The sequence below is a fragment of the Pseudomonas kielensis genome (assembly GCF_030505375.1).
GTDB classification, from domain to species: Bacteria; Pseudomonadota; Gammaproteobacteria; order Pseudomonadales; family Pseudomonadaceae; genus Aquipseudomonas; species Aquipseudomonas kielensis.
Window position 1 is genome coordinate 3805725 of record NZ_CP130043.1, and the last position, 21677, is coordinate 3827401.

Here is a 21677-nt window from a genome sequence, read left to right on the forward strand (position 1 = left end):
ACCCCCCCCCCCCGACATTCTCAAGCAGGGTGACGGGGGACTATCCCGCCATCGCCAGGCGGTTGCGCCCCTCGCGCTTGGCCACGTACAGGGCGCTGTCAGCGCGGCGCAGCAGACTGTCAGCCGACTCTGCGGGGAGCAGGGTCGAGCAGCCGAGGCTGACGGTCAGTTCGATCTGCTTGCCCTCTACCTGGTAATCCGCCATCTGTGAGCTGTAGCGCAGGCGTTCGCCGACCATGGCTGCGGCTTCGCGGCTGGTATTGGACAGCAGGATCAAAAACTCCTCGCCACCGAAACGAAAGACCATGTCGACGTTGCGCAGCTGGTTCTTGATCGACGTGGCGACGGCCTTGAGGATCTGGTCGCCCGCCGCGTGGCCATGGCTGTCATTGACGCGCTTGAAGTGGTCGATATCCAGCATCAGCAGGGACAAGGGCTGCTGGTGACGCCGGGCCATGTGGATTTCCCGTTCCAGGGTCTGATCCATGGCAATGCGATTGCCGGTGCCGGTCAGGGGGTCTCGCAGCGCGCTTTGCGTCGCCGCGCGATACAGCAGGGCGTTGCGCATCGGGAACAGCAAGGGCACCAGCAGGGCTTCGAGGTTGGCCTGTTCCTGTTCGCTGAAGCGTTGATTGCGCCGGAACACCAGTTCACCCAAGTGTTCGCCCTGATGGCTGAGGCTGTAGCTCACCGAGTGATGGCCGCGCTGGCCGAGCTCAAGGCGCAACTCGCTGGGTTCATGCCGATAGTGCAGGGCGTCCAGGGGAACGAGGCGCTGAACTTCGCGAAAAAACAGGCCGAGGATGCGCTGCGGCTCCAGGCTGGTTTGCAATTGCAGGCCCATTTGCTGGCGCAACTGGCTCAGGCTCGCAGGGCGTTCCACAAGGGGTGGGATCTGGCCAAAACCCAGGCGTTGCAATTTGGCGCTATCAAAATCAATTGCGTGGGTCTGGGTCGGAGATTTCATATGGCGTGCGCCCCCAAGCAGGAATGCTGTCTGACAGGCTGGGTAACAGCGTGTTTGATGCAGATTTAGAGCGAAATGCGTGCCATCGGTTCATTTTCAGGAAAAACCGATTGCAATCAAATGCTTGAGTCGCCCCGAGGGGGATGCCTGCGAGCAATGCGACGGTTGTTTGACTCAGCATAGCAGAATAGTGGCATCGGCTTGCTCCCGCCGCGACGGGAAGCCGTCGCGGCGGGCTGCGGCGCCAGCTTACTGGGCGTCGAACGCCTGGCCGTTGATGCCGCTGCTGTCCGGCCCCATCAGGTACAGGTAGACCGGCATGATCTCTTCCGGGGTCGGGTTGTTGTTCGGGTTTTCCCCGGGGTAGGCCTGGGCGCGCATGCTGGTGCGGGTGGCGCCCGGGTTGATGCTGTTGGCGCGGACCGGTGCGACGGTGTCGACTTCATCGGCAAGGGTCTGCATCAGGCCTTCGGTGGCGAACTTCGAGACGCCATACGCGCCCCAGTAGGCACGGCCCTTACGACCCACGCTGCTGGAGGTGAAGATCACCGAGGCGTCCTGGGACAGCTTGAGCAGGGGCAGCAGGGTGCTGGTGAGCATGAACATGGCGTTGACGTTGACTTGCATGACGCGCATGAAGTTTTCGCCGGACAGTTGCTCGATCGGCGTGCGTGGACCAATGATCGAAGCGTTGTGCAGCAGGCCGTCAAGGTGGCCAAACTCAGTCTCGATCATCGCCGCCAGCTCGTCGTACTGGTGCGGCAGGGCGGTTTCCAGGTTGAACGGGATCACTGCCGGTTGTGGGTGGCCCGCCGCTTCGATTTCGTCGTAGACCTGGGTCAGGTTGGCTTCGGTCTTGCCCAGCAGCAGCACGGTGGCGCCGTGAGCGGCGTAGGTTTTCGCGGCGGCTGCGCCGATCCCGCGGCCGGCACCGGTGACCAGGATGACCCGGTCCTTGAGCAATTCAGGGCGAGCGGAGTAATCAAACATAAAAAACCTCTACAAAAATTCTTCAGATCAGGCGCAACCCCGGTGGGGGCGCCGGTGCGGCTATCGCCAGCAGGCGCGCTCCCTTGGATCCCTGCTTAGCAACTGCACAACGCGCTATCGAGCACCTTGCGTAACTCCAGCGGATGATCCACCACCACGTCCGCCCCCCAGTGCCGCGGGTTGTCGTCAGGGTGAATGTAGCCGTAGGTCACTGCAGCGGTGCGGGTGCCGGCATCGCGTCCGGACTCGATGTCGCGCAGGTCGTCGCCGACGAACAGGACGCTGGCCGGGTCGAGGTCGAGCATCTTGCACGCCAGGATCAGCGGTTCCGGGTCTGGCTTGCTGTTCTTCACGTGATCGGGGCAGATCAGCAGCGCCGAGCGCTCGGCCAGCCCCAGTTGTTGCATGATCGGTTCGGCAAAGCGCAGTGGCTTGTTGGTCACCACGCCCCAGATCAGATTGGCGTTCTCGATGTCGGCCAGCAGTTCGGCCATGCCATCGAACAGTGCGCTGTGGACCGCGCAGCCCTTGAGGTAGCGCTCGAGGAACTCCAGGCGCAGCGCCTCGAAGCCTGGCGCCTGCGGGTCCAGCATGAAGGTCGCGGCGACCATGGCCTTGGCCCCGCCGGAAATCTCGTCGCGGATGCGTTTGTCCGGGATCGCCGGCAGCCCGCGCTCGGCCAGCATGCCCTGGCAGATGGCGATGAAGTCCGGCGCGGTGTCGAGCAGGGTGCCGTCCATGTCGAAGAGAACTGCTCTGATGGCCATGGGCTTACTCCTCGCGCAGGGTCTGGATCATGTAGTTGACGTCAACGTCGGCGGCCAGCTTGTAGTGCTTGGTCAGCGGGTTGTAGGTCAGGCCGATGATGTCCTTGACGGTCAGGCCGGCCGCACGGCTCCAGGCGCCCAGTTCGGAAGGGCGGATGAATTTCTTGAAGTCGTGGGTGCCGCGCGGCAGCAGCTTCATGATGTATTCCGCGCCGACGATGGCGAACAGGTAGGCCTTCGGGTTGCGGTTGATGGTGGAGAAGAACACTTGGCCGCCAGGCTTGACCATGCGGAAGCAGGCGCGGATCACCGAAGAAGGGTCGGGCACGTGCTCAAGCATTTCCAGGCAGGTGACCACGTCGAACTGCTCGGGCATTTCTTCCGCCAGGGCTTCGGCGGTGATCTGCCGATATTCCACGCTCACGCCCGACTCCAGTTGATGCAGCTGCGCGACCGCCAGGGGCGCTTCCCCCATGTCGATACCCATCACGGTGGCGCCGCGCTGTGCCATGGATTCGCTGAGGATGCCGCCGCCGCAGCCGACGTCCAGGACATTCTTGCCCGCCAGTTTGACGCGCTCGTCAATCCAGTTGACCCGCAGTGGGTTGATGTCGTGGAGGGGTTTGAACTCGCTTTCGCGGTCCCACCAGCGATGGGCCAGGGCCTCGAATTTGGCGATTTCAGCGTGGTCGACGTTGCTCATGGGTAATCCTCTGAATCTGAAATATTCTGCTGTCAGCCTTGAGGTTCAGCTCAAGGGTTCGTTCTATTCGGTGTGGCCGCTGATGCGTTGGCCCCAGGCGTTGGCCGTGGCGCATAGCTGTTGTTCATCGAGGCGCGTCAGGCGCCGGTCGTCGAGCAATTGCTTGCCGCCGACCCAAAGGTGTTTCACGCAGTCCCGGCCGGTGGCGTAGATCAGTTGCGATACGGGATCGTAGACCGGTTGCTGGGCCAGGCCGGACAGGTCGAAGGCCACCAGGTCGGCAAACTTGCCGACTTCCAGCGAGCCAATCTGCTGCTCCAGACCCAGGGCGCGAGCGCCATTGAGGGTCGCCATGCGCAAGGCGCGATGGGCGTCCAGGGCGCTGGCGGAACCGGCAACGGCCTTGGCCAGCAGGGCGGCGGTGCGGGTTTCGCCCAGCAGGTCCAGGTCATTGTTGCTGGCGGCGCCATCGGTGCCGACCGCCACATTGACTCCGGCTTGCCACAAGCGCTCCACCGGGCAGAAGCCGCTGGCCAGTTTCAGGTTCGATTCCGGGCAGTGAATCACGCTGCTGTTGCTTTCTACCAGCAATGCCAGGTCGTCTTCGCTGATCTGGGTCATGTGCACCGCCTGGAAGCGTGGCCCCAGCAGGCCCAGGCGTGCCAGGCGGGCCAATGGCCGTTCGCCGTGTTTTTCCAGTGCCTGCTGCACCTCGATCGCGGTTTCGTGAACGTGCATGTGGATGGCGGCGTCCAGTTCCTCGGCGATCACCCGGACTTTCTCCAGGGTTTCGTCGCCAACGGTGTAGGGTGCATGGGGGCCGAAGGCGATTTTGAGCCGTGGATGGTGCTTGAGGTCGCCGAACAGTTCGATGCCCTGGCGGATCGCCTCGTCGGCACTGCTGGCGCCGGGAATCGGGAAGTCGAGGATCGGAATCGCGATCTGTGCCCGTATGCCGCTGTTATGTACGCGCTCACTGGCAACTTTGGGGAAGAAGTACATGTCCGAGAAACAGGTGATGCCACCTTTGATCTGCTCGGCGATGGCCAGGTCGGTGCCGTCGCGCACGAAGGCTTCATCGACCCACTTGGCCTCGGCCGGCCAGATGTGCTGTTCGAGCCAGGTCATCAGTGGCAAGTCATCGGCCAGGCCGCGGAACAGGGTCATTGCTGCATGCCCGTGGGCGTTGATCAGCCCGGGGCTGAGGAGCATGCCTGGCAACTCCCGGACCTCGTGGGCGACGAGTTTGAGTGCAGCGCTGCGTGGACCGATGAAGGCAATTCGGCCGTCGCGGATCCCCAGGCCATGCTCTTTGAGCACCACGCCCGCCGGCTCGACAGGCACCAGCCAGGTCGGCAGCAAGAGGAGGTCGAGCGCGGCAACAGGGTTCGGCATCGAGGATTCGGTCCAGTGCTTTTGTAAAGGATGGCGAAGTATACCCGAGCGTCTTCGCGGGGGGATCGCTATAATCGACGGCTTTTGTTCATGAGTACGGGGTGAGGGATGCGCGATCGACTGTTGGCTGCTGAGAAGGTGAAGGCCATCGATTGGCGAGACGGCGCCCTGTACCTGCTGGATCAGCGCCTGCTGCCGTTCGAGGAACGCTGGATTGCCCATACCACTGCGGCTCAGGTGGCCGAGGCCATTCGTGCCATGGTGGTGCGCGGCGCTCCGGCAATCGGCATCAGCGCCGCCTATGGCTTGGTGCTGGCCGCGCATGCCCGGTTTGCCGCAGGTGGCGACTGGCAGGCGGCGCTGGAAGAGGATTTTGCCCTATTGGCCGAATCCCGTCCGACCGCCGCCAATCTGTCCTGGGCCTTGGGGCGCATGCGCGAACGCCTGGTGCGACTCAAGACTCACGCCAACCCCTTGGCCGTGCTCGAGGCCGAAGCCCTGGCGATCCATGAAAGTGATCGTGAAGCCAACCTGACCATTGCCCAGTTGGGCGTCGACCTGATTCGCAAGCATCAGGGCAATGCGCAGACCATCCTCACCCATGGCAATGCCGGTGCGCTGGCCACGGGTGGTTTCGGCACGGCGCTTGGGGTCATTCGCGGGGCGTTCCTGGAGGGTATGGTCGAGCGGGTCTACGCCGACGAAACCCGGCCCTGGCTGCAAGGCTCGCGCCTGACTGCCTGGGAACTGGCCAACGAAGGCATTCCGGTGACCGTCAATGCCGATGCCGCCGCCGCCCATGTCATGAAGACCAAGGGGATTACCTGGGTGGTCGTCGGCGCTGACCGGATTGCCGCCAATGGCGATGTGGCCAGCCAGATCGGCACCTATCAATTGGCGGTCAATGCCATGCACCACGGCGTGCGCTTCATGGTGGTGGCGTCGAGTTCGACCATCGACATGAACCTGGCCAGCGGCGAGGACATCGTCCTTGAAGAGCGCGATGTCAGTGAGTTGCTCGAGGTGGGTGGCCGTCGGATCGGTGAGGGGGTCGAGGCCTTCAACCCGGTGTTCGACGTCACGCCGGCGGACCTGATCGATGCCATCATCACCGAAAAAGGCCTGGTCGAGCGGCCGGATACCGCGAAGATGGCGCAATTGATGTGCCGCAAGCGCCTGCATTGATGGGGTCGGGTGTCTGGGCGGTTGCTGTCGCAAGCAGGCTCGCGCCCACGGGTTTTGCGCGTAAACCCACAAACCAGCCTTAATCGAGCCTCGAATCAGCATTCGATAAGCCTCTAAGCTTCTCTCGTCCTCTTCAAGCCTGTCATCGGTCAACTAACTATGCTCCATGCGCATCAGGGGGATAGGTGCGTGGCGGCTCTTGTGATAACATCCGGCGGTTTCCAAGGTCGCCCCACGGGGTAACCTTTACTGCGCAGATCCATGGCATAACTCGTTGATTTGTCGTAAGTCGGTGCATGGCACTCAGCCTGCAGCGGCGAGCTTCGTTCGTCCCATCTGGATGTGACGAAGTTTCACCAGAAAAAGGAATCAGGCTTCTCATGGGCGAACTGGCCAAAGAAATCCTCCCGGTCAATATCGAAGACGAGCTGAAGCAGTCCTACCTCGACTACGCAATGAGCGTAATTGTCGGGCGGGCACTGCCTGATGCGCGCGATGGCTTGAAGCCCGTGCATCGGCGTGTGCTGTTCGCAATGAGCGAGCTGGGTAACGACTTCAACAAGCCGTACAAGAAATCTGCCCGTGTTGTCGGTGACGTGATCGGTAAGTATCACCCTCACGGTGATACCGCGGTGTACGACACCATCGTTCGGATGGCGCAGCCATTCTCGCTGCGTTACCTGCTGGTCGACGGCCAGGGCAACTTCGGTTCGGTCGACGGCGACAACGCCGCCGCGATGCGATACACCGAAGTGCGCATGACCAAGCTGGCGCACGAACTGCTGGCTGACCTGCACAAGGAAACCGTGGACTGGGTGCCGAACTACGACGGCACCGAAATGATCCCGGCGGTCATGCCGACCCGTATTCCCAACCTGCTGGTCAACGGCTCCAGCGGTATCGCCGTGGGCATGGCGACCAACATTCCGCCGCACAACCTCGGTGAAGTCATCGACGGTTGCCTGGCGCTCATCGACAATCCCGAGCTGACTGTCGACGAGCTGATGCAATACATCCCGGGTCCGGACTTCCCGACCGCTGCGATCATCAACGGTCGCGCCGGCATCATCGAAGCCTACCGTACCGGTCGCGGGCGCATTTACATGCGTGCCCGCTCGACGATCGAAGACATCGACAAGGTCGGTGGTCGCCAGCAGATCGTCATCACCGAATTGCCTTACCAGTTGAACAAGGCGCGTCTGATCGAGAAGATCGCCGAGCTGGTCAAAGAGAAGAAGCTGGAAGGCATCACCGAGCTGCGCGACGAGTCCGACAAGGACGGTATGCGCGTTGTGATCGAGTTGCGTCGCGGCGAAGTGCCAGAGGTGATTCTCAACAACCTCTACGCCCAGACCCAGTTGCAGGCAGTGTTCGGTATCAACATCGTCGCGCTGATTGATGGCCGTCCACGGATCCTCAACCTCAAGGACCTGCTGGAAGCCTTCGTGCGTCACCGTCGCGAAGTCGTGACCCGCCGTACCGTGTTCGAGCTGCGTAAAGCCCGCGAGCGTGGCCACATCCTGGAAGGCCAGGCGGTTGCCCTGTCGAACATCGACCCGGTCATCGCCCTGATCAAGGCATCGCCAACGCCGTCGGAAGCCAAGGAAGCGCTGATCAGCACGGCCTGGGAATCCTCTGCCGTGGTGGCGATGGTCGAGCGCGCTGGCGCCGATTCTTGCCGTCCAGAGACCCTGGACCCGCAATACGGCCTGCGCGATGGCAAGTACTTCCTGTCGCCGGAACAGGCGCAAGCCATTCTGGAGCTGCGCCTGCACCGCCTGACTGGCCTGGAGCACGAAAAGCTGCTGGCCGAGTATCAAGAGATCCTCAACCAGATCGGCGAGCTGATCCGCATCCTCAACAGCGCCACGCGCCTGATGGAAGTGATCCGCGAAGAACTGGAAGTGATCCGCGCCGAATACGGCGATGTGCGCCGCACCGAAATCCTCGATGCCCGTCTCGACTTGACCCTGGGTGACATGATCCCGGAAGAAGAGCGCGTCGTGACCATTTCCCACGGTGGCTACGCCAAGACCCAGCCATTGGCTGCGTACCAGGCCCAGCGTCGTGGCGGTAAAGGCAAGTCGGCGACTGGCGTCAAGGATGAGGACTACATCGCTCACCTGCTGGTTGCCAACAGCCACACCACGCTGCTGCTGTTCTCCAGCAAGGGCAAGGTGTACTGGCTGAAAACCTACGAAATTCCGGAAGCCTCCCGCGCTGCCCGTGGGCGTCCGCTGGTCAACCTGCTGCCGCTGGACAGTGATGAGTACATCACCACCATGTTGCCGGTCGAGGAATACACCGAAGGTCACTTCATCTTCATGGCAACCGCCAAAGGCACCGTGAAGAAGACCCCGCTGGAATCCTTCAGCCGTCAACGCAGTGTCGGCCTGATCGCGTTGGAGCTGGACGAAGGCGACGTGCTGATTTCCGCAGCCATCACCGATGGCGAGCGTGAAGTCATGCTGTTCTCTGACGGCGGCAAGGTCACTCGCTTCAAAGAGTCCGACGTCCGTGCCATGGGCCGTACCGCGCGCGGTGTGCGTGGTATGCGCCTGCCGGAAGGGCAGAAGCTGATTTCCATGCTGATCCCGGAAGAAGGCAGCCAGATCCTTACCGCTTCGGCGCGTGGTTACGGCAAGCGTACTGCCATCGGCGAGTTCCCGGAGTACAAGCGTGGCGGCCAGGGTGTGATCGCCATGGTCAGCAACGACCGCAACGGCCGCCTGGTGGGTGCCGTGCAGGTGCTCGACGGTGAGGAGATCATGCTGATTTCCGACCAGGGCACTCTGGTGCGTACCCGTGTCGACGAAGTCTCGAGCCTGGGTCGTAATACCCAGGGCGTGACCCTGATCAAGCTGGCCAGCGACGAAACGCTGGTGGGTCTGGAGCGGGTCCAGGAGCCGTCGGAAGTCGAAGGTGAAGAGCTGGAAGGCGAAGAGGGTGTGGTGTTCGACGGCGAAGTCGTGATCGACGACGTGGTTGACGATCAGCAACTCGATGCCGCCGCTGACGAAGAACCGCAAGAGTAAGCGGACAAACAGGGGGCGGATGAAAATTCGCCCCCTTGTTGTTTGTCCCTATGGAAAATTGATGACCCTGTAGGAGCGAGCTCGCTCGCGATGGACGTTAACGATGATGCGGGTTTCCTGATTAAACGCGGCGTCCTCAGGTTTTTCGCGAGCAAGCTCGCTCCTACAGTTGATCGCTGCTCAGCCATGTGAGTGGCGATCGCCCCCTATAAATGTGTGATACCACCAAATCAGAGCGAGATTGGATGTGAGCAAGAGAGCCTATAACTTCTGTGCCGGTCCGGCGGCACTTCCCGAAGCTGTCCTGCAACGTGCCCAGGGTGAACTCCTGGATTGGCACGGCAAGGGCCTCTCCGTCATGGAAATGAGCCATCGCAGTGATGAGTTCGTGTCCATTGCCACCAAGGCCGAGCAGGATCTGCGTGATCTGCTGAATATCCCTTCGAACTACAAAGTGTTGTTTCTGCAAGGTGGCGCCAGCCAGCAATTTGCTCAGATTCCGCTGAACCTGCTGCCGGAAAACGGCACCGCCGACTATATCGACACCGGTATCTGGTCGCAGAAAGCCATCGAAGAAGCTTCCCGTTACGGCCACGTCAATGTTGCCGCGACCGCCAAGCCCTACGACTATTTTGCAATTCCCGGGCAGAACGAGTGGCAGTTGTCGCAAGACGCCGCCTACGTGCACTACGCACCGAATGAAACCATCGGCGGCCTGGAGTTTGGCTGGGTGCCGGAAACTGGTGATGTGCCGCTGGTTGCCGACATGTCTTCGGACATTCTGTCGCGCCCGATCGATGTTTCGCGTTTTGGCATGATCTACGCCGGCGCCCAGAAAAACATCGGCCCGAGCGGTATCGTGGTCAATATCGTGCGTGAAGACCTGCTGGGCCGTGCCCGCGCGTTGTGCCCGACCATGCTCGACTACAAGGTCGCCGCCGACAATGGCTCGATGTACAACACCCCGCCGACCCTGGCCTGGTACCTGTCCGGCCTGGTGTTCGAGTGGCTGAAGGATCAAGGTGGCGTGGAAGCCATCGGCAAGCTCAACGAAGTCAAGCAGCGCACCCTGTATGACTTCATCGATGCCAGCGGCCTGTACAGCAACCCGATCAACAAGACCGATCGCTCGTGGATGAACGTGCCGTTCCGTCTGGCTGACGATCGTCTGGACAAGCCATTTTTGGCCGGTGCCGACGAGCGGGGCCTGCTGAACCTCAAGGGGCACCGTTCCGTGGGCGGTATGCGCGCCTCCATCTATAACGCCGTCGACATCGTTGCGGTCAACGCACTGGTTTCGTACATGGCAGAGTTCGAGAAGGAACACGGCTAATGTCTGAGCAAGAACTCAAGGCACTGCGCCTGCGCATTGATTCGCTGGACGAGAAGGTCCTGGAGTTGATCAGTGAGCGTGCCCGCTGCGCCCAGGAAGTCGCGCGAGTAAAGATGGCCTCGCTGGCCGAAGGCGAAGTGCCGGTGTTCTATCGTCCTGAGCGTGAAGCTCAGGTGCTCAAGCGCGTGATGGAGCGTAATCAGGGGCCGCTGGGCAACGAAGAGATGGCGCGGTTGTTCCGTGAAATCATGTCCTCGTGCCTGGCGCTCGAGCAGCCGCTGAAAGTGGCTTACCTGGGCCCTGAAGGTACCTTCACCCAGGCGGCCGCCATGAAGCACTTCGGTCATGCGGTGATCAGCAAGCCGATGGCGGCGATCGACGAAGTGTTCCGGGAAGTGGCTGCCGGCGCGGTGAATTTTGGCGTGGTGCCTGTGGAAAACTCCACAGAAGGCGCCGTCAACCACACCCTCGACAGCTTCCTCGAGCACGACATGGTCATCTGCGGCGAAGTCGAGTTGCGGATTCACCACCACTTGCTGGTGGGTGAAAACACCAAGACTGACAGCATCAGCCGTATCTACTCCCACGCCCAGTCCCTGGCCCAGTGCCGCAAGTGGCTGGACGCGCATTACCCGAATGTCGAGCGCGTGGCGGTCTCCAGCAACGCCGAGGCAGCCAAGCGGGTCAAGGGTGAGTGGAATTCGGCGGCAATCGCTGGCGACATGGCGGCGGGCCTGTACGGCCTGACTCGCCTGGCCGAGAAAATCGAAGACCGTCCGGACAACTCCACGCGCTTCCTGATGATCGGTAGCCAGGAAGTGCCGCCGACCGGCGACGACAAGACCTCGATCATTGTCTCGATGAGCAACAAGCCGGGTGCGCTGCACGAGTTGCTGGTGCCTTTCCACGACAACGGCATTGACCTGACGCGCATCGAGACGCGTCCGTCGCGCAGTGGCAAGTGGACCTACGTGTTCTTCATCGATTTCGTCGGCCACCACCGCGATCCGCTGGTCAAGGGTGTGCTGGAGAAAATCAGTCAGGAAGCAGTGGCACTTAAAGTGTTGGGTTCCTACCCCAAAGCAGTTCTCTAAGGGCGTTAACAATGAGTGGCGACTTCCTCGCTCTGGCACAGCCGGGCGTGCAACAACTTTCGCCTTACGTTCCGGGCAAGCCCGTGGACGAACTGGCTCGCGAGCTGGACATCGATCCGGCTCGCATCGTCAAGCTGGCCAGCAACGAAAACCCGCTGGGTGCCAGCCCCAAGGCTTTGGCGGCGATTCGTGAAGCGCTGGCCGAGCTGACCCGGTATCCGGATGGCAATGGCTTTGCGCTCAAGACGCTGCTGGCAGAGCAGTGCCGCGTCGAGCTGAACCAGGTGACATTGGGCAACGGTTCCAACGACATTCTCGAGCTGGTAGCGCGTGCCTATCTGGCGCCCGGCTTGAACGCGGTGTTCAGTGAGCACGCCTTTGCGGTCTATCCGATTGTCACCCAGGCCATTGGTGCTGACGCGCGGGTGATCCCGGCCCGGGATTGGGGGCACGACCTGCCGGCCATGCTGGCGGCGATCGATGCCAACACCCGTGTGGTGTTCATTGCCAACCCGAACAATCCGACCGGAACCTGGTTCAGTGCCGAGGCGCTGGATGAGTTCCTGCAGGATGTGCCTGCGTCGGTGCTGGTGGTGCTGGACGAGGCGTACATCGAGTACGCCGAAGGCAGTGACCTGCCCGACGGCCTGGATTTTCTTGCCGCGTATCCGAACCTGCTGGTATCGCGCACCTTCTCCAAGGCCTATGGCCTGGCGGCGTTGCGCGTGGGTTATGGCTTGTCGACGGCGGTAGTGGCTGACGTGCTCAATCGCGTACGCCAGCCCTTCAACGTCAACAGCCTGGCACTGGCTGCCGCCTGTGCCGCGTTGCAAGACGATGAGTACCTGGCTGAAAGCCGACGCCTGAATGAAGCGGGCATGCAGCAGTTGGAAGCCGGGTTCCGTGAGTTGGGGCTGGGCTGGATCCCGTCCCGGGGCAACTTTATCTGTGTTGATCTGGGGCGCAGTGCTGCGCCGATCTTCCAGGGCTTGCTGCGTGAAGGTGTGATTGTGCGTCCGGTGGCCAACTACGGCATGCCGAACCACCTGCGCATCACCGTCGGCCTGCCGGCAGAAAACAGCCGTTTCCTAGAGGCGCTGAGCAAGGTCCTGACCCGTGGTTGATGTCAGTGCCGTGCAGCCTGCTGCGCCGGTGATCGGTCGCCTGGTGGTGGTCGGCCTGGGGCTGATCGGCGGTTCGTTTGCCAAGGGCTTGCGCGAAAGTGGCATTTGCCGCGAAGTGGTGGGTGTCGATCTCGATCCGCAATCACGCCAGCTTGCCGTAGAGCTGGGCGTGGTCGACCGTTGTGAGGATGACCTGGCGGCCGCCTGTGTGGGGGCGGATGTCATTCAGTTGGCGGTGCCGATCCTGGCCATGGAGAAGCTCCTGGCGCTGCTCGCGGGCATGGACCTGGGCGCAGCGATCCTGACGGACGTTGGCAGTGCCAAGGGCAATGTGGTGCGGGCGGCAACCCAGGCGTTCGGCGGCATGCCGCCACGCTTCGTGCCGGGGCACCCGATTGCCGGTTCCGAGCAGAGCGGGGTAGAGGCCTCCAATGCCCAGTTGTTCCGCCGGCACAAGGTGATCCTCACGCCGCTTGAGCAAACTGATCCGGCTGCGCTGGCGATAGTTGATGCGCTCTGGCGCGAATTGGGCGCCGATGTCGAGCATATGCAGGTCGATCGCCACGATGAAGTGCTGGCCGCCACCAGTCATCTGCCGCACCTGCTGGCGTTCGGTTTGGTCGATTCGTTGGCCAAGCGCAATGAAAATCTTGAGATCTTCCGTTACGCTGCGGGCGGTTTCCGCGATTTCACAAGAATCGCCGGTAGCGACCCGGTGATGTGGCACGACATCTTTCTCGCTAACCGGGAAGCGGTGTTGCGCACACTCGATACATTTCGCAGCGACCTCGACGCCTTGCGCGACGCGGTCGATGCAGGGGACGGGCACCAATTGTTGGGCGTGTTCACTCGCGCCCGGGTTGCCCGCGAGCATTTCAGTAAAATCCTGGCCCGCCGGGCCTATGTGGACGCTATGAACTCCAACGACCTGATTTTCCTGGCACAACCTGGTGGCCGCCTGACTGGGCGGATTCGTGTACCGGGCGATAAATCGATTTCCCACCGTTCGATCATGCTCGGCTCCCTGGCTGAGGGTGTGACCGAAGTCGAAGGCTTCCTCGAGGGCGAAGATGCCCTGGCGACCTTGCAGGCCTTCCGCGACATGGGGGTGGTCATCGAAGGGCCGCACCATGGTCGTGTGACCATTCATGGTGTGGGCCTGCATGGCTTGAAGCCGGCTCCTGGCCCGATCTATCTGGGCAACTCCGGCACTTCGATGCGTCTGCTGTCTGGCCTTCTGGCTGCGCAGAACTTCGATAGCACCCTGACGGGCGACGCCTCGTTGTCCAAGCGTCCGATGAATCGCGTGGCCAATCCGCTGCGGGAAATGGGCGCGGTGATCGAGACCGCCGCTGAAGGTCGTCCGCCGATGATCATTCGTGGTGGTCATGCCCTCAAGGGCCTGACCTATACCATGCCGATGGCCAGCGCCCAGGTTAAGTCCTGCCTGCTGTTGGCCGGTCTGTACGCCGAAGGCCAGACCACGGTCACCGAGCCTGCACCCACCCGTGACCATACCGAGCGCATGCTGCGCGGCTTCGGCTATCCGGTGACTGTCGAGGGTGCAACGGCCTCGGTCGAGTCCGGCCACAAGCTGACTGCCACCCACATCGAAGTGCCGGGCGATATCTCTTCGTCGGCGTTCTTCCTGGTCGCCACTTCGATTGCCGAAGGCTCCGAGCTGGTGCTGGAGCATGTTGGTATCAACCCAACCCGTACCGGGGTGATCGATATCCTGCGTCTCATGGGTGCCGACATTACCCTGGAGAATCAGCGCGAAGTTGGCGGCGAGCCGGTGGCTGACCTGCGTGTGCGCGCAGCTCAACTCAAGGGCATCGAGATTCCCGAGGAGCTGGTGCCGCTGGCCATCGACGAATTCCCGGTGCTGTTCGTGGCGGCAGCTTGTGCGCAAGGCCGGACGATCCTGCGGGGTGCCGAAGAGCTGCGGGTCAAGGAGTCGGACCGCATCCAGGTCATGGCCGACGGTCTGTTGGCGCTGGGCGTCAAGTGCGAGCCGACGCCGGATGGCATTATCATTGATGGCGGCCAGATCGGTGGTGGCGAAGTCCACGGTCATGGCGATCACCGGATTGCGATGGCCTTCAGTGTTGCGTCGCTGCGCGCCAATGCGCCGATCCGCATCCATGATTGCGCCAACGTCGCTACCTCCTTCCCGAATTTCCTCGCGTTGTGCGCGCAGGTCGGTATCCGCGTTGCCCAAGAGGCTCAGTCGTGAACAACATTGCTCCAGTTATCACCATCGACGGGCCAAGCGGTTCGGGTAAAGGCACTATTGCCGGCATGCTCGCCAGGCGCCTGAACTGGAATCTGCTGGATTCCGGGGCGCTGTACCGTCTGCTGGCGTTCGCTGCGCGCAACCACGGGGTCGACCTGACCAACGAGGAATTGCTGAAGAAACTTGCCGCTCATCTGGATGTGCAGTTCATCGCGGCGACCGACGGTCAGCTGCAGCGCATCATCCTCGAAGGGGATGAGGTCAGCGACGCGATCCGCACCGAAGTTGCCGGCGCCGGCGCCTCCCAGGTAGCCGCGCTGCCGGCTGTGCGTGAGGCGCTGCTGCAGCGCCAGCGGGCTTTCCAGGAAGCCCCGGGGCTGGTGGCTGACGGTCGTGACATGGGCACGGTGGTCTTTCCCGATGCACCCTTGAAGATTTTTCTGACCGCCAGCGCCGAGGAACGGGCGCGCCGCCGATATTTGCAGTTGAAGGGCAAGGGCGAGGATGTTAGTCTGTCGAGTCTGCTAGATGAGATCCGTGTGCGCGATGAGCGCGACACCCAGCGAGCGGTAGCCCCGCTCAAGCCGGCGGTCGACGCGATTCAGCTGGATTCCACGGAGTTGTCCATCGATCAGGTGCTGGAACGCATCATGAGCGAAATCGCCCTACGCGATATCGCCGGGTGACCAAGAAGGCCGCAGGGGACCAGTCATAGTCCTGTGGTGCTTCTTTTAATTGAAACTAACCCACACCGTCTGGGGTGTGGAGATGGGCGTATTCTTCGCCCTTATCAACAGGAATTAAAATGAGCGAAAGCTTTGCGGAACTCTTTGAAGAAAGCCTAAAAACCCTGAACCTTCAGGCAGGCTCCATCATCACCGGTGTTATCGTTGATATCGATTACCAAGCTCGCTGGGTAACCGTTCACGCTGGCCTGAAGTCTGAAGCACTCATCCCGCTTGAGCAGTTCTACAACGACGCTGGCGAACTGAACATCAACGTCGGTGACGAAGTTCACGTTGCTCTGGACTCGGTTGAAGACGGCTTTGGCGAAACCAAGCTGTCCCGTGAAAAAGCCAAGCGCGCTGAATGCTGGATTGTTCTGGAAGCAGCCTTCGCAGCCGAAGAAGTGGTCAAGGGCGTTATCAACGGTAAGGTTAAAGGCGGCTTCACTGTCGACGTTAACGGCATCCGTGCGTTCCTGCCAGGTTCTCTGGTTGACGTCCGTCCTGTGCGCGACACCACGCACCTGGAAGGCAAAGAGCTGGAATTCAAGGTCATCAAGCTTGACCAGAAACGCAACAACGTTGTCGTTTCCCGTCGTAGCGTCCTCGAAGCCGAGAACTCCGCTGAGCGTGAAGCTCTGCTGGAATCCCTGCAGGAAGGCCAACAAGTCAAAGGTATCGTCAAAAACCTCACCGATTACGGCGCATTCGTCGATCTGGGTGGCGTCGATGGCCTGCTGCACATTACCGACATGGCTTGGAAGCGTATCAAGCATCCTTCGGAAATCGTCAACGTTGGCGACGAGATCGATGTCAAGGTTCTGAAGTACGATCGCGAGCGCAATCGTGTTTCCCTGGGCCTGAAGCAACTGGGCGAAGATCCATGGGTTGCTATCAAAGCCCGTTACCCAGAAAGCACTCGCGTTACCGCACGTGTAACCAACCTGACCGACTACGGCTGCTTCGCTGAGCTGGAAGAAGGCGTTGAAGGTCTGGTACACGTTTCCGAAATGGACTGGACCAACAAGAACATCCACCCTTCGAAAGTCGTACAAGTCGGCGACGAAGTGGAAGTTATGGTTCTGGACATCGACGAAGAGCGTCGTCGTATCTCCCTGGGCATCAAGCAGTGCAAATCTAACCCATGGGAAGATTTCTCTGGCCAGTTCAACAAGGGCGATAAAATCTCCGGCACCATCAAGTCGATCACCGATTTCGGTATCTTCATTGGTCTGGACGGCGGCATCGACGGCCTGGTTCACCTGTCCGACATCTCCTGGAACGAAGTGGGCGAAGAAGCCGTTCGCCGCTTCAAGAAGGGCGACGAGCTGGACACCGTTATCCTGTCGGTTGACCCAGAGCGCGAGCGTATCTCCCTGGGTATCAAGCAACTGGAAAGCGATCCGTTCTCCGAGTACGTTCAAGAGAACGACAAAGGCGCAATCGTTAAAGGCATCGTGAAAGAAGTTGACGCTAAAGGCGCCATCATCACTTTGGCTGACGACATCGAAGCGACTCTGAAAGCCTCCGAAATCAGCCGTGACCGCGTTGAAGACGCGCGTAACGTTCTGAAAGAAGGCGAAGAAGTAGAAGCCAAGATCATCAGCGTTGACCGCAAGAGCCGCGTAATCCAGCTCTCCATCAAGTCGAAAGACGATGCTGAAGAGAAAGAAGCAATCCAGAGCCTGCGCGACAAGCCAGCTACCTCTGACATTGCTGCTGGTCCTACCACTCTGGGCGACCTGTTGCGTGCACAGATGGAAAAACAGAACTAAGTTCTGTCAGACCATAAAAAGGGCGACTTCGGTCGCCCTTTTTTGTGCCTGGAATTTGAGTTTGCGGCGCTTGAGTGGTGTGGCGGTTATCCATGAAACGAACCCCGGTCAGTGCTGTCTGGTTCTTTGTGCGGAGCATTTCACTATTTGGGCTAGGCTTAGCCTGAAGCAAACAGCGGTCGGGCAGATCGTCCAACCTAAGGAAGCGAATGAACAGGTTCTTCGTCGTGCTTGTTGTGCTGGCTCTGGCGGGCTGTACCACTAATGTGAAGACCCATGCGGTGCGGGGTGTGAGCGGTATCGAGATCGATTGTTCGGGGCTCGGGTCGGATTGGGATAGGTGCTACAAGCGAGCGGACAAGGAGTGCAAAGCGCAGGGGTACAAGGTCGTTGCCAGGTCCAGTGATGTCAAGGAGGAGGATCAGGACTATCCATTTGGTTGGAATCCGGCGGGATACCTTACGCGCACCATGCTGGTCATTTGTAGGTGATCGAGTGGTGAATTTGTATGGTGAGTCTCGGTTTGATGCCTGAAAAACTCGATTGAGCGGTGAGGTCGTGGTCGTGCAGATAAGTCAATGCATGGGCTGTTCAAATTCCTTCCGGCATGCTAAAACCTTTGGAGCGCTGATCTAGCTGCTTGAAAAAGAAGGGAAAAATATGACGAAGTCGGAGTTGATCGAACGAATTGTCACCCATCAAGGGCTGCTTTCATCCAAGGATGTAGAGTTGGCCATCAAGACTATGCTTGAACAAATGTCCCAATGCCTGGCAACTGGTGATCGCATCGAGATCCGTGGCTTTGGCAGCTTCTCCCTGCACTACCGCGCGCCTCGTGTAGGCCGCAACCCGAAGACCGGGCAATCGGTTAGCCTGGATGGAAAATTTGTTCCCCATTTCAAACCGGGCAAAGAGCTTCGGGATCGGGTGAATGAAGATGAGGAGGAGGGGCTTTGACAGTCTGCGCAACTCAAGGAATCTCTTATGCGTAGCGTGAAGCGTGTACTGCTTGGCGTTTTTGTCCTGCTGCTGGCGCTGGCGATACTGCTGTTTGTGCTAGAGAATCAGCAGTCGGTGTCTTTGCTGTTTCTGGGCTGGGCGGGGCCGCAAATTCCACTGTCGCTGGTTGTGGTGCTTACGCTTCTGGTGGGGATGGTGATAGGGCCTTTATTGGGGTGGTTCCTGGGCCGAGTTTCCAAGGGGGCGCGAAAGCGAGTGCTGTCCTAGCGGAGCACCTTTGGCATACCTCTGGCTTTGGCTGCAGGTTGTCCATATCCATTAGTAAGCCGTGATTGATCGATAAATTGCAGCAATAGTCCACAAATGATTGGGTTTCACGTCGTTCGGACTGAGCCCGGCATAAAACGACTGGTGCATTCATGGATTAGACGGCGGTCCGGTTGGCGATGCTGTCTGCAACTCAAGGGTATGCTTTCGCGTGAAAATTCTAGTAACCGGCGGTGCAGGATTTATCGGTTCGGCGGTCATTCGCCATATCATTTCCAATACGAATGACGCGGTCGTTAATGTCGACAAGCTAACGTATGCGGGCAATCTTGAGTCTCTGGCTGAAGTCAGCCAAAACGCCCGTTACATGTTCGAGCGCGTCGATATTTGTGATCGCGAGCAGATCGACCGTGTCCTGCGTGAACAGCAACCAGATGCCATCATGCACCTGGCCGCGGAGTCTCACGTCGATCGCTCGATCAGCGGCCCGTCCGAGTTTATCCAGACCAATATTATTGGCACCTACACGCTGCTCGAAGCCGCGCGTCATTACTGGTCAGCGCAGGACGATGCGCGCAAGGCCCGTTTCCGATTTCACCATATTTCGACTGACGAAGTTTACGGCGACCTTGAAGGTCCGCAAGACCTCTTCACCGAAACCACGCCCTATCAGCCAAGCTCGCCGTACTCGGCCAGCAAGGCCAGCTCTGACCACCTGGTTCGTGCCTGGGCGCGTACCTACGGTCTGCCAACCCTGGTCACTAACTGTTCGAACAACTACGGGCCGTGCCACTTTCCCGAGAAACTGATTCCGCTGATCATTCTCAATGCGCTGGAAGGGAAGGCATTGCCGGTGTATGGCAAAGGTAATCAGGTGCGTGACTGGCTCTATGTCGAGGATCATGCGCGGGCACTGTATAAAGTCGTGACCGAAGGTGTCGTTGGCGAGACATACAACATCGGCGGCCATAACGAAAAGCAGAACATCGAGGTCGTGCGTACCCTGTGCGCACTGCTCGATGAGATGCGCCCGGGATCTCCTCATTGTCCGCACGCCAGTCTGATCACTTACGTTCAGGATCGCCCGGGCCACGATCAACGCTATGCAATCGATGCCAGCAAGATCCAGCGTGAGCTGGGTTGGACTCCGCAAGAGTCTTTCGAAACCGGCATCCGCAAGACCGTCGAATGGTATCTAACCCACTCTGAGTGGGTGGATCACGTTAAGAGCGGCAGCTACCAGCAGTGGATCGACCAGAACTACGCGGATCGGTCGAGCAAGGAATGAAAATCCTCCTGCTGGGAAAAAACGGCCAGGTAGGCTGGGAACTGCAGCGCTCTCTTGCACCCCTTGGCGAGTTGATTGCGCTGGATCGTCATGCCTCCGATGGCTTGAGCGGCGACCTGTCCGACCTCGAGGCCTTGCGCGCGACAATCCGCCGGGTCAAGCCCAACGTCATTGTCAACGCTGCTGCTTATACAGCTGTTGATAAGGCCGAATCCGAGACCGAACTGGCTGATCGTGTGAATGGTCAGGCGAGTCAGGTCATGGCGGTGGAGGCCAAAGCTCTCGATGCCTGGCTTATTCACTACTCGACCGACTACGTCTTCAGTGGGCAGGGCCTGGCTCCATGGACGGAGGTGGATGCGGTCGCCCCCGTCAATCACTACGGCGCCAGTAAATTGCTCGGTGAGCAGGCGATTATTGAGTCCGGATGCAAGTACCTGATCTTTCGCACCAGTTGGGTCTATGGGGCTCGCGGCAATAACTTCGCCAAGACGATGCTGCGACTGGCCAAGGAGCGCGAGACCTTGAGCATCATCGCTGATCAGATTGGGGCTCCTACGGGGGCAGAGCTTATCGCAGACATCACCGCGCTGGCTGTTCAGAAAGTCATGCACAACCCCGAGCTTGCGGGCCTTTATCACTTGGCTGCTGGTGGTGAAGTGTCCTGGCACGGCTATGCTAGTCATGTGATCGATTTCGCCCGCAGCCAGGGTGAACAACTGGCAGTGACGGCAGTCAATCCGATCGATACCACGGCCTATCCAACACCTGCACGCCGCCCGCTGAATTCGCGTCTGAATACGCAAAAGCTGCGCGACAGTTTTTCTCTGTGCTTACCGGATTGGCAAACTGGTGTAACCCGAATGCTTAGGGAAGTCCTGAATAAATGACCACGACAAATCGCAAAGGCATCATCCTCGCAGGCGGCTCAGGCACTCGACTTCACCCGTTGACGCTTGGCGTGTCCAAGCAGATGCTGCCGATCTATGACAAGCCGATGATCTTCTACCCGCTATCGGTGTTGATGCTTGCGGGTATGCGTGAAGTTCTGATCATTTCCACGCCTGAAGACCTGCCGAGTTTTCGTAAGCTTCTTGGTGACGGTAGTCTTTATGGCATCAAGCTAAGCTATGCCGAACAGCCGAGCCCGGATGGCCTTGCCCAGGCATTCATTATTGGCGAAGAGTTTATCGGCAACGACCCATGCTGTCTGATCCTGGGTGACAACATTTTTTACGGTCAGCACTTTTCCGATAATCTGCGCGCGGCGAGCGCCCAGCAACACGGTGCTACGGTTTTTGGTTATCACGTTTCCGATCCGGAGCGTTTTGGTGTAGTTGAGTTTGACGCATCGGGGCGAGCGCTTAGCATTGAGGAAAAACCGCTCAAGCCCAAATCAAACTACGCGGTTACAGGGTTATATTTTTACGATAACCAGGTGGTCGAGATTGCCAAGGGCATCAAGCCCTCCGAGCGGGGCGAGCTGGAAATCACGGATGTAACTCGCGCCTATCTTGAGCAGAATACCCTGAACGTCGAAATGCTCGGTCGCGGTTTCGCCTGGCTCGACACCGGCACGCACGAGTCTTTACTGGAAGCCAGTCACTTCGTGCGCACGATCGAACAGCGTCAGGGACTGAAAGTAGCTTGTCTGGAGGAGATCGCTTACAACAATGGCTGGATCACCCCAGAGCAATTGAGTGCTCAGGCACAGCGTCTCAAGAAGACTGGCTATGGTCAGTATCTGCAGAGGCTGCTGGACTAGTGTTTTTACTGACCTGTGAGCGTCCTTTTTCCAATTTGAAGTGTTCAACCAATGCAAGCAGGATCGGC

Annotated in this window: 19 protein-coding genes; 14 read left to right on the plus strand and 5 right to left on the minus strand. The window is 59.8% G+C overall.

The features are described from left to right. Positions 1-40: 40 nt before the first annotated feature. From Q1W70_RS17850 to Q1W70_RS17870, 5 genes are all read right to left on the minus strand, one after another. Positions 41-967, minus strand: coding sequence for a GGDEF domain-containing protein (locus Q1W70_RS17850; RefSeq protein ID WP_166591359.1), 927 nt, complete (start codon positions 965-967; stop codon positions 41-43). A gap of 249 nt (positions 968-1216) precedes the next feature. Further along, positions 1217-1957, minus strand: a complete 741-nt coding sequence (locus tag Q1W70_RS17855; protein WP_166591360.1) for a YciK family oxidoreductase — start codon at positions 1955-1957, stop codon at positions 1217-1219. Between the two features lie 95 nt (positions 1958-2052). Beyond that, on the minus strand, positions 2053-2724 hold the full coding sequence (gene mupP, locus Q1W70_RS17860; RefSeq protein WP_166591361.1) for an N-acetylmuramic acid 6-phosphate phosphatase MupP: 672 nt from the start codon (positions 2722-2724) through the stop codon (positions 2053-2055). Between the two features lie 4 nt (positions 2725-2728). Next, positions 2729-3427, minus strand: coding sequence for a bifunctional 2-polyprenyl-6-hydroxyphenol methylase/3-demethylubiquinol 3-O-methyltransferase UbiG (gene ubiG, locus Q1W70_RS17865; RefSeq protein ID WP_166591362.1), 699 nt, complete (start codon positions 3425-3427; stop codon positions 2729-2731). Between the two features lie 63 nt (positions 3428-3490). Then, positions 3491-4822 (minus strand): TRZ/ATZ family hydrolase, encoded by a 1332-nt coding sequence (locus tag Q1W70_RS17870; protein ID WP_166591363.1) that lies wholly within the window; start codon positions 4820-4822, stop codon positions 3491-3493. Between the two features lie 108 nt (positions 4823-4930). Here Q1W70_RS17870 and mtnA point away from each other — a divergent pair, with 108 nt between their 5' ends. The 14 genes from mtnA (at position 4931) to rfbA (ending at position 21609) form a co-directional block, all read left to right on the plus strand. After that, entirely contained in the window at positions 4931-6007 is a 1077-nt protein-coding gene (gene mtnA, locus Q1W70_RS17875) for an S-methyl-5-thioribose-1-phosphate isomerase (protein WP_166591364.1), read from the plus strand. A gap of 380 nt (positions 6008-6387) precedes the next feature. Further along, on the plus strand, positions 6388-9042 hold the full coding sequence (gene gyrA / locus Q1W70_RS17880) for a DNA gyrase subunit A (protein ID WP_166591365.1): 2655 nt from the start codon (positions 6388-6390) through the stop codon (positions 9040-9042). A 247-nt stretch (positions 9043-9289) separates the two neighbouring features. After that, positions 9290-10375 carry a 3-phosphoserine/phosphohydroxythreonine transaminase gene (gene serC / locus Q1W70_RS17885; RefSeq protein ID WP_166591366.1) on the plus strand — a complete coding sequence of 362 codons (1086 nt, stop codon included), beginning with the start codon at positions 9290-9292 and terminating at the stop codon, positions 10373-10375. Then, positions 10375-11469: a prephenate dehydratase gene (pheA, locus tag Q1W70_RS17890; RefSeq protein WP_017129662.1), complete on the plus strand. Its 1095-nt coding sequence runs from the start codon at positions 10375-10377 to the stop codon at positions 11467-11469. Before serC ends, pheA begins: the two co-directional genes overlap by 1 nt. 11 nt (positions 11470-11480) lie before the next feature. Continuing rightward, positions 11481-12593 (plus strand): histidinol-phosphate transaminase, encoded by a 1113-nt coding sequence (gene hisC, locus Q1W70_RS17895; protein ID WP_166591367.1) that lies wholly within the window; start codon positions 11481-11483, stop codon positions 12591-12593. Between the two features lie 28 nt (positions 12594-12621). Further along, positions 12622-14829, plus strand: a complete 2208-nt coding sequence (locus Q1W70_RS17900) for a bifunctional prephenate dehydrogenase/3-phosphoshikimate 1-carboxyvinyltransferase (RefSeq protein ID WP_302098900.1) — start codon at positions 12622-12624, stop codon at positions 14827-14829. Next, a complete protein-coding gene (gene cmk, locus Q1W70_RS17905; RefSeq protein ID WP_095168025.1) occupies positions 14826-15515 on the plus strand; it encodes a (d)CMP kinase in 690 nt (229 codons plus the stop codon). The genes Q1W70_RS17900 and cmk overlap by 4 nt, the downstream gene beginning before the upstream one ends. 119 nt (positions 15516-15634) lie before the next feature. Beyond that, complete coding sequence (gene rpsA, locus Q1W70_RS17910; RefSeq protein ID WP_014337228.1) at positions 15635-17329, plus strand: 30S ribosomal protein S1; 1695 nt, start codon at positions 15635-15637, stop codon at positions 17327-17329. A 209-nt stretch (positions 17330-17538) separates the two neighbouring features. Next, the gene (locus tag Q1W70_RS17915) at positions 17539-17820 is read left to right on the plus strand and encodes a hypothetical protein (RefSeq protein ID WP_166591369.1); all 282 of its coding nucleotides are present in this window, start codon (positions 17539-17541) and stop codon (positions 17818-17820) included. 169 nt (positions 17821-17989) lie between these two features. Then, the gene (gene ihfB / locus Q1W70_RS17920) at positions 17990-18286 is read left to right on the plus strand and encodes an integration host factor subunit beta (protein ID WP_003369729.1); all 297 of its coding nucleotides are present in this window, start codon (positions 17990-17992) and stop codon (positions 18284-18286) included. Between the two features lie 27 nt (positions 18287-18313). Further along, entirely contained in the window at positions 18314-18556 is a 243-nt protein-coding gene (locus Q1W70_RS17925; RefSeq protein ID WP_166591370.1) for a lipopolysaccharide assembly protein LapA domain-containing protein, read from the plus strand. Positions 18557-18767: 211 nt separating this feature from the next. Then, complete coding sequence (rfbB, locus tag Q1W70_RS17930; protein ID WP_182341624.1) at positions 18768-19844, plus strand: dTDP-glucose 4,6-dehydratase; 1077 nt, start codon at positions 18768-18770, stop codon at positions 19842-19844. Continuing rightward, positions 19841-20734, plus strand: a complete 894-nt coding sequence (gene rfbD, locus Q1W70_RS17935; RefSeq protein WP_166591372.1) for a dTDP-4-dehydrorhamnose reductase — start codon at positions 19841-19843, stop codon at positions 20732-20734. The genes rfbB and rfbD overlap by 4 nt, the downstream gene beginning before the upstream one ends. Further along, entirely contained in the window at positions 20731-21609 is an 879-nt protein-coding gene (rfbA, locus tag Q1W70_RS17940; RefSeq protein ID WP_159997350.1) for a glucose-1-phosphate thymidylyltransferase RfbA, read from the plus strand. The genes rfbD and rfbA overlap by 4 nt, the downstream gene beginning before the upstream one ends. Positions 21610-21677 lie beyond the last annotated feature (68 nt).

Coding starts and splice junctions, on each gene's coding strand:
- rpsA (WP_014337228.1), top strand. CDS start 15,635: ATGAGCGAAAGCTTTGCGGAACTCTTTGAAGAAAGCCTAAAAACCCTG.
- hisC (WP_166591367.1), top strand. CDS start 11,481: ATGAGTGGCGACTTCCTCGCTCTGGCACAGCCGGGCGTGCAACAACTT.
- gyrA (WP_166591365.1), top strand. CDS start 6,388: ATGGGCGAACTGGCCAAAGAAATCCTCCCGGTCAATATCGAAGACGAG.
- ihfB (WP_003369729.1), top strand. CDS start 17,990: ATGACGAAGTCGGAGTTGATCGAACGAATTGTCACCCATCAAGGGCTG.
- ubiG (WP_166591362.1), bottom strand. CDS start 3,427: ATGAGCAACGTCGACCACGCTGAAATCGCCAAATTCGAGGCCCTGGCC.
- rfbD (WP_166591372.1), top strand. CDS start 19,841: ATGAAAATCCTCCTGCTGGGAAAAAACGGCCAGGTAGGCTGGGAACTG.
- Q1W70_RS17870 (WP_166591363.1), bottom strand. CDS start 4,822: ATGCCGAACCCTGTTGCCGCGCTCGACCTCCTCTTGCTGCCGACCTGG.
- mupP (WP_166591361.1), bottom strand. CDS start 2,724: ATGGCCATCAGAGCAGTTCTCTTCGACATGGACGGCACCCTGCTCGAC.
- Q1W70_RS17925 (WP_166591370.1), top strand. CDS start 18,314: ATGCGTAGCGTGAAGCGTGTACTGCTTGGCGTTTTTGTCCTGCTGCTG.
- mtnA (WP_166591364.1), top strand. CDS start 4,931: ATGCGCGATCGACTGTTGGCTGCTGAGAAGGTGAAGGCCATCGATTGG.
- Q1W70_RS17850 (WP_166591359.1), bottom strand. CDS start 967: ATGAAATCTCCGACCCAGACCCACGCAATTGATTTTGATAGCGCCAAA.
- Q1W70_RS17855 (WP_166591360.1), bottom strand. CDS start 1,957: ATGTTTGATTACTCCGCTCGCCCTGAATTGCTCAAGGACCGGGTCATC.
- rfbA (WP_159997350.1), top strand. CDS start 20,731: ATGACCACGACAAATCGCAAAGGCATCATCCTCGCAGGCGGCTCAGGC.
- pheA (WP_017129662.1), top strand. CDS start 10,375: ATGTCTGAGCAAGAACTCAAGGCACTGCGCCTGCGCATTGATTCGCTG.
- Q1W70_RS17915 (WP_166591369.1), top strand. CDS start 17,539: ATGAACAGGTTCTTCGTCGTGCTTGTTGTGCTGGCTCTGGCGGGCTGT.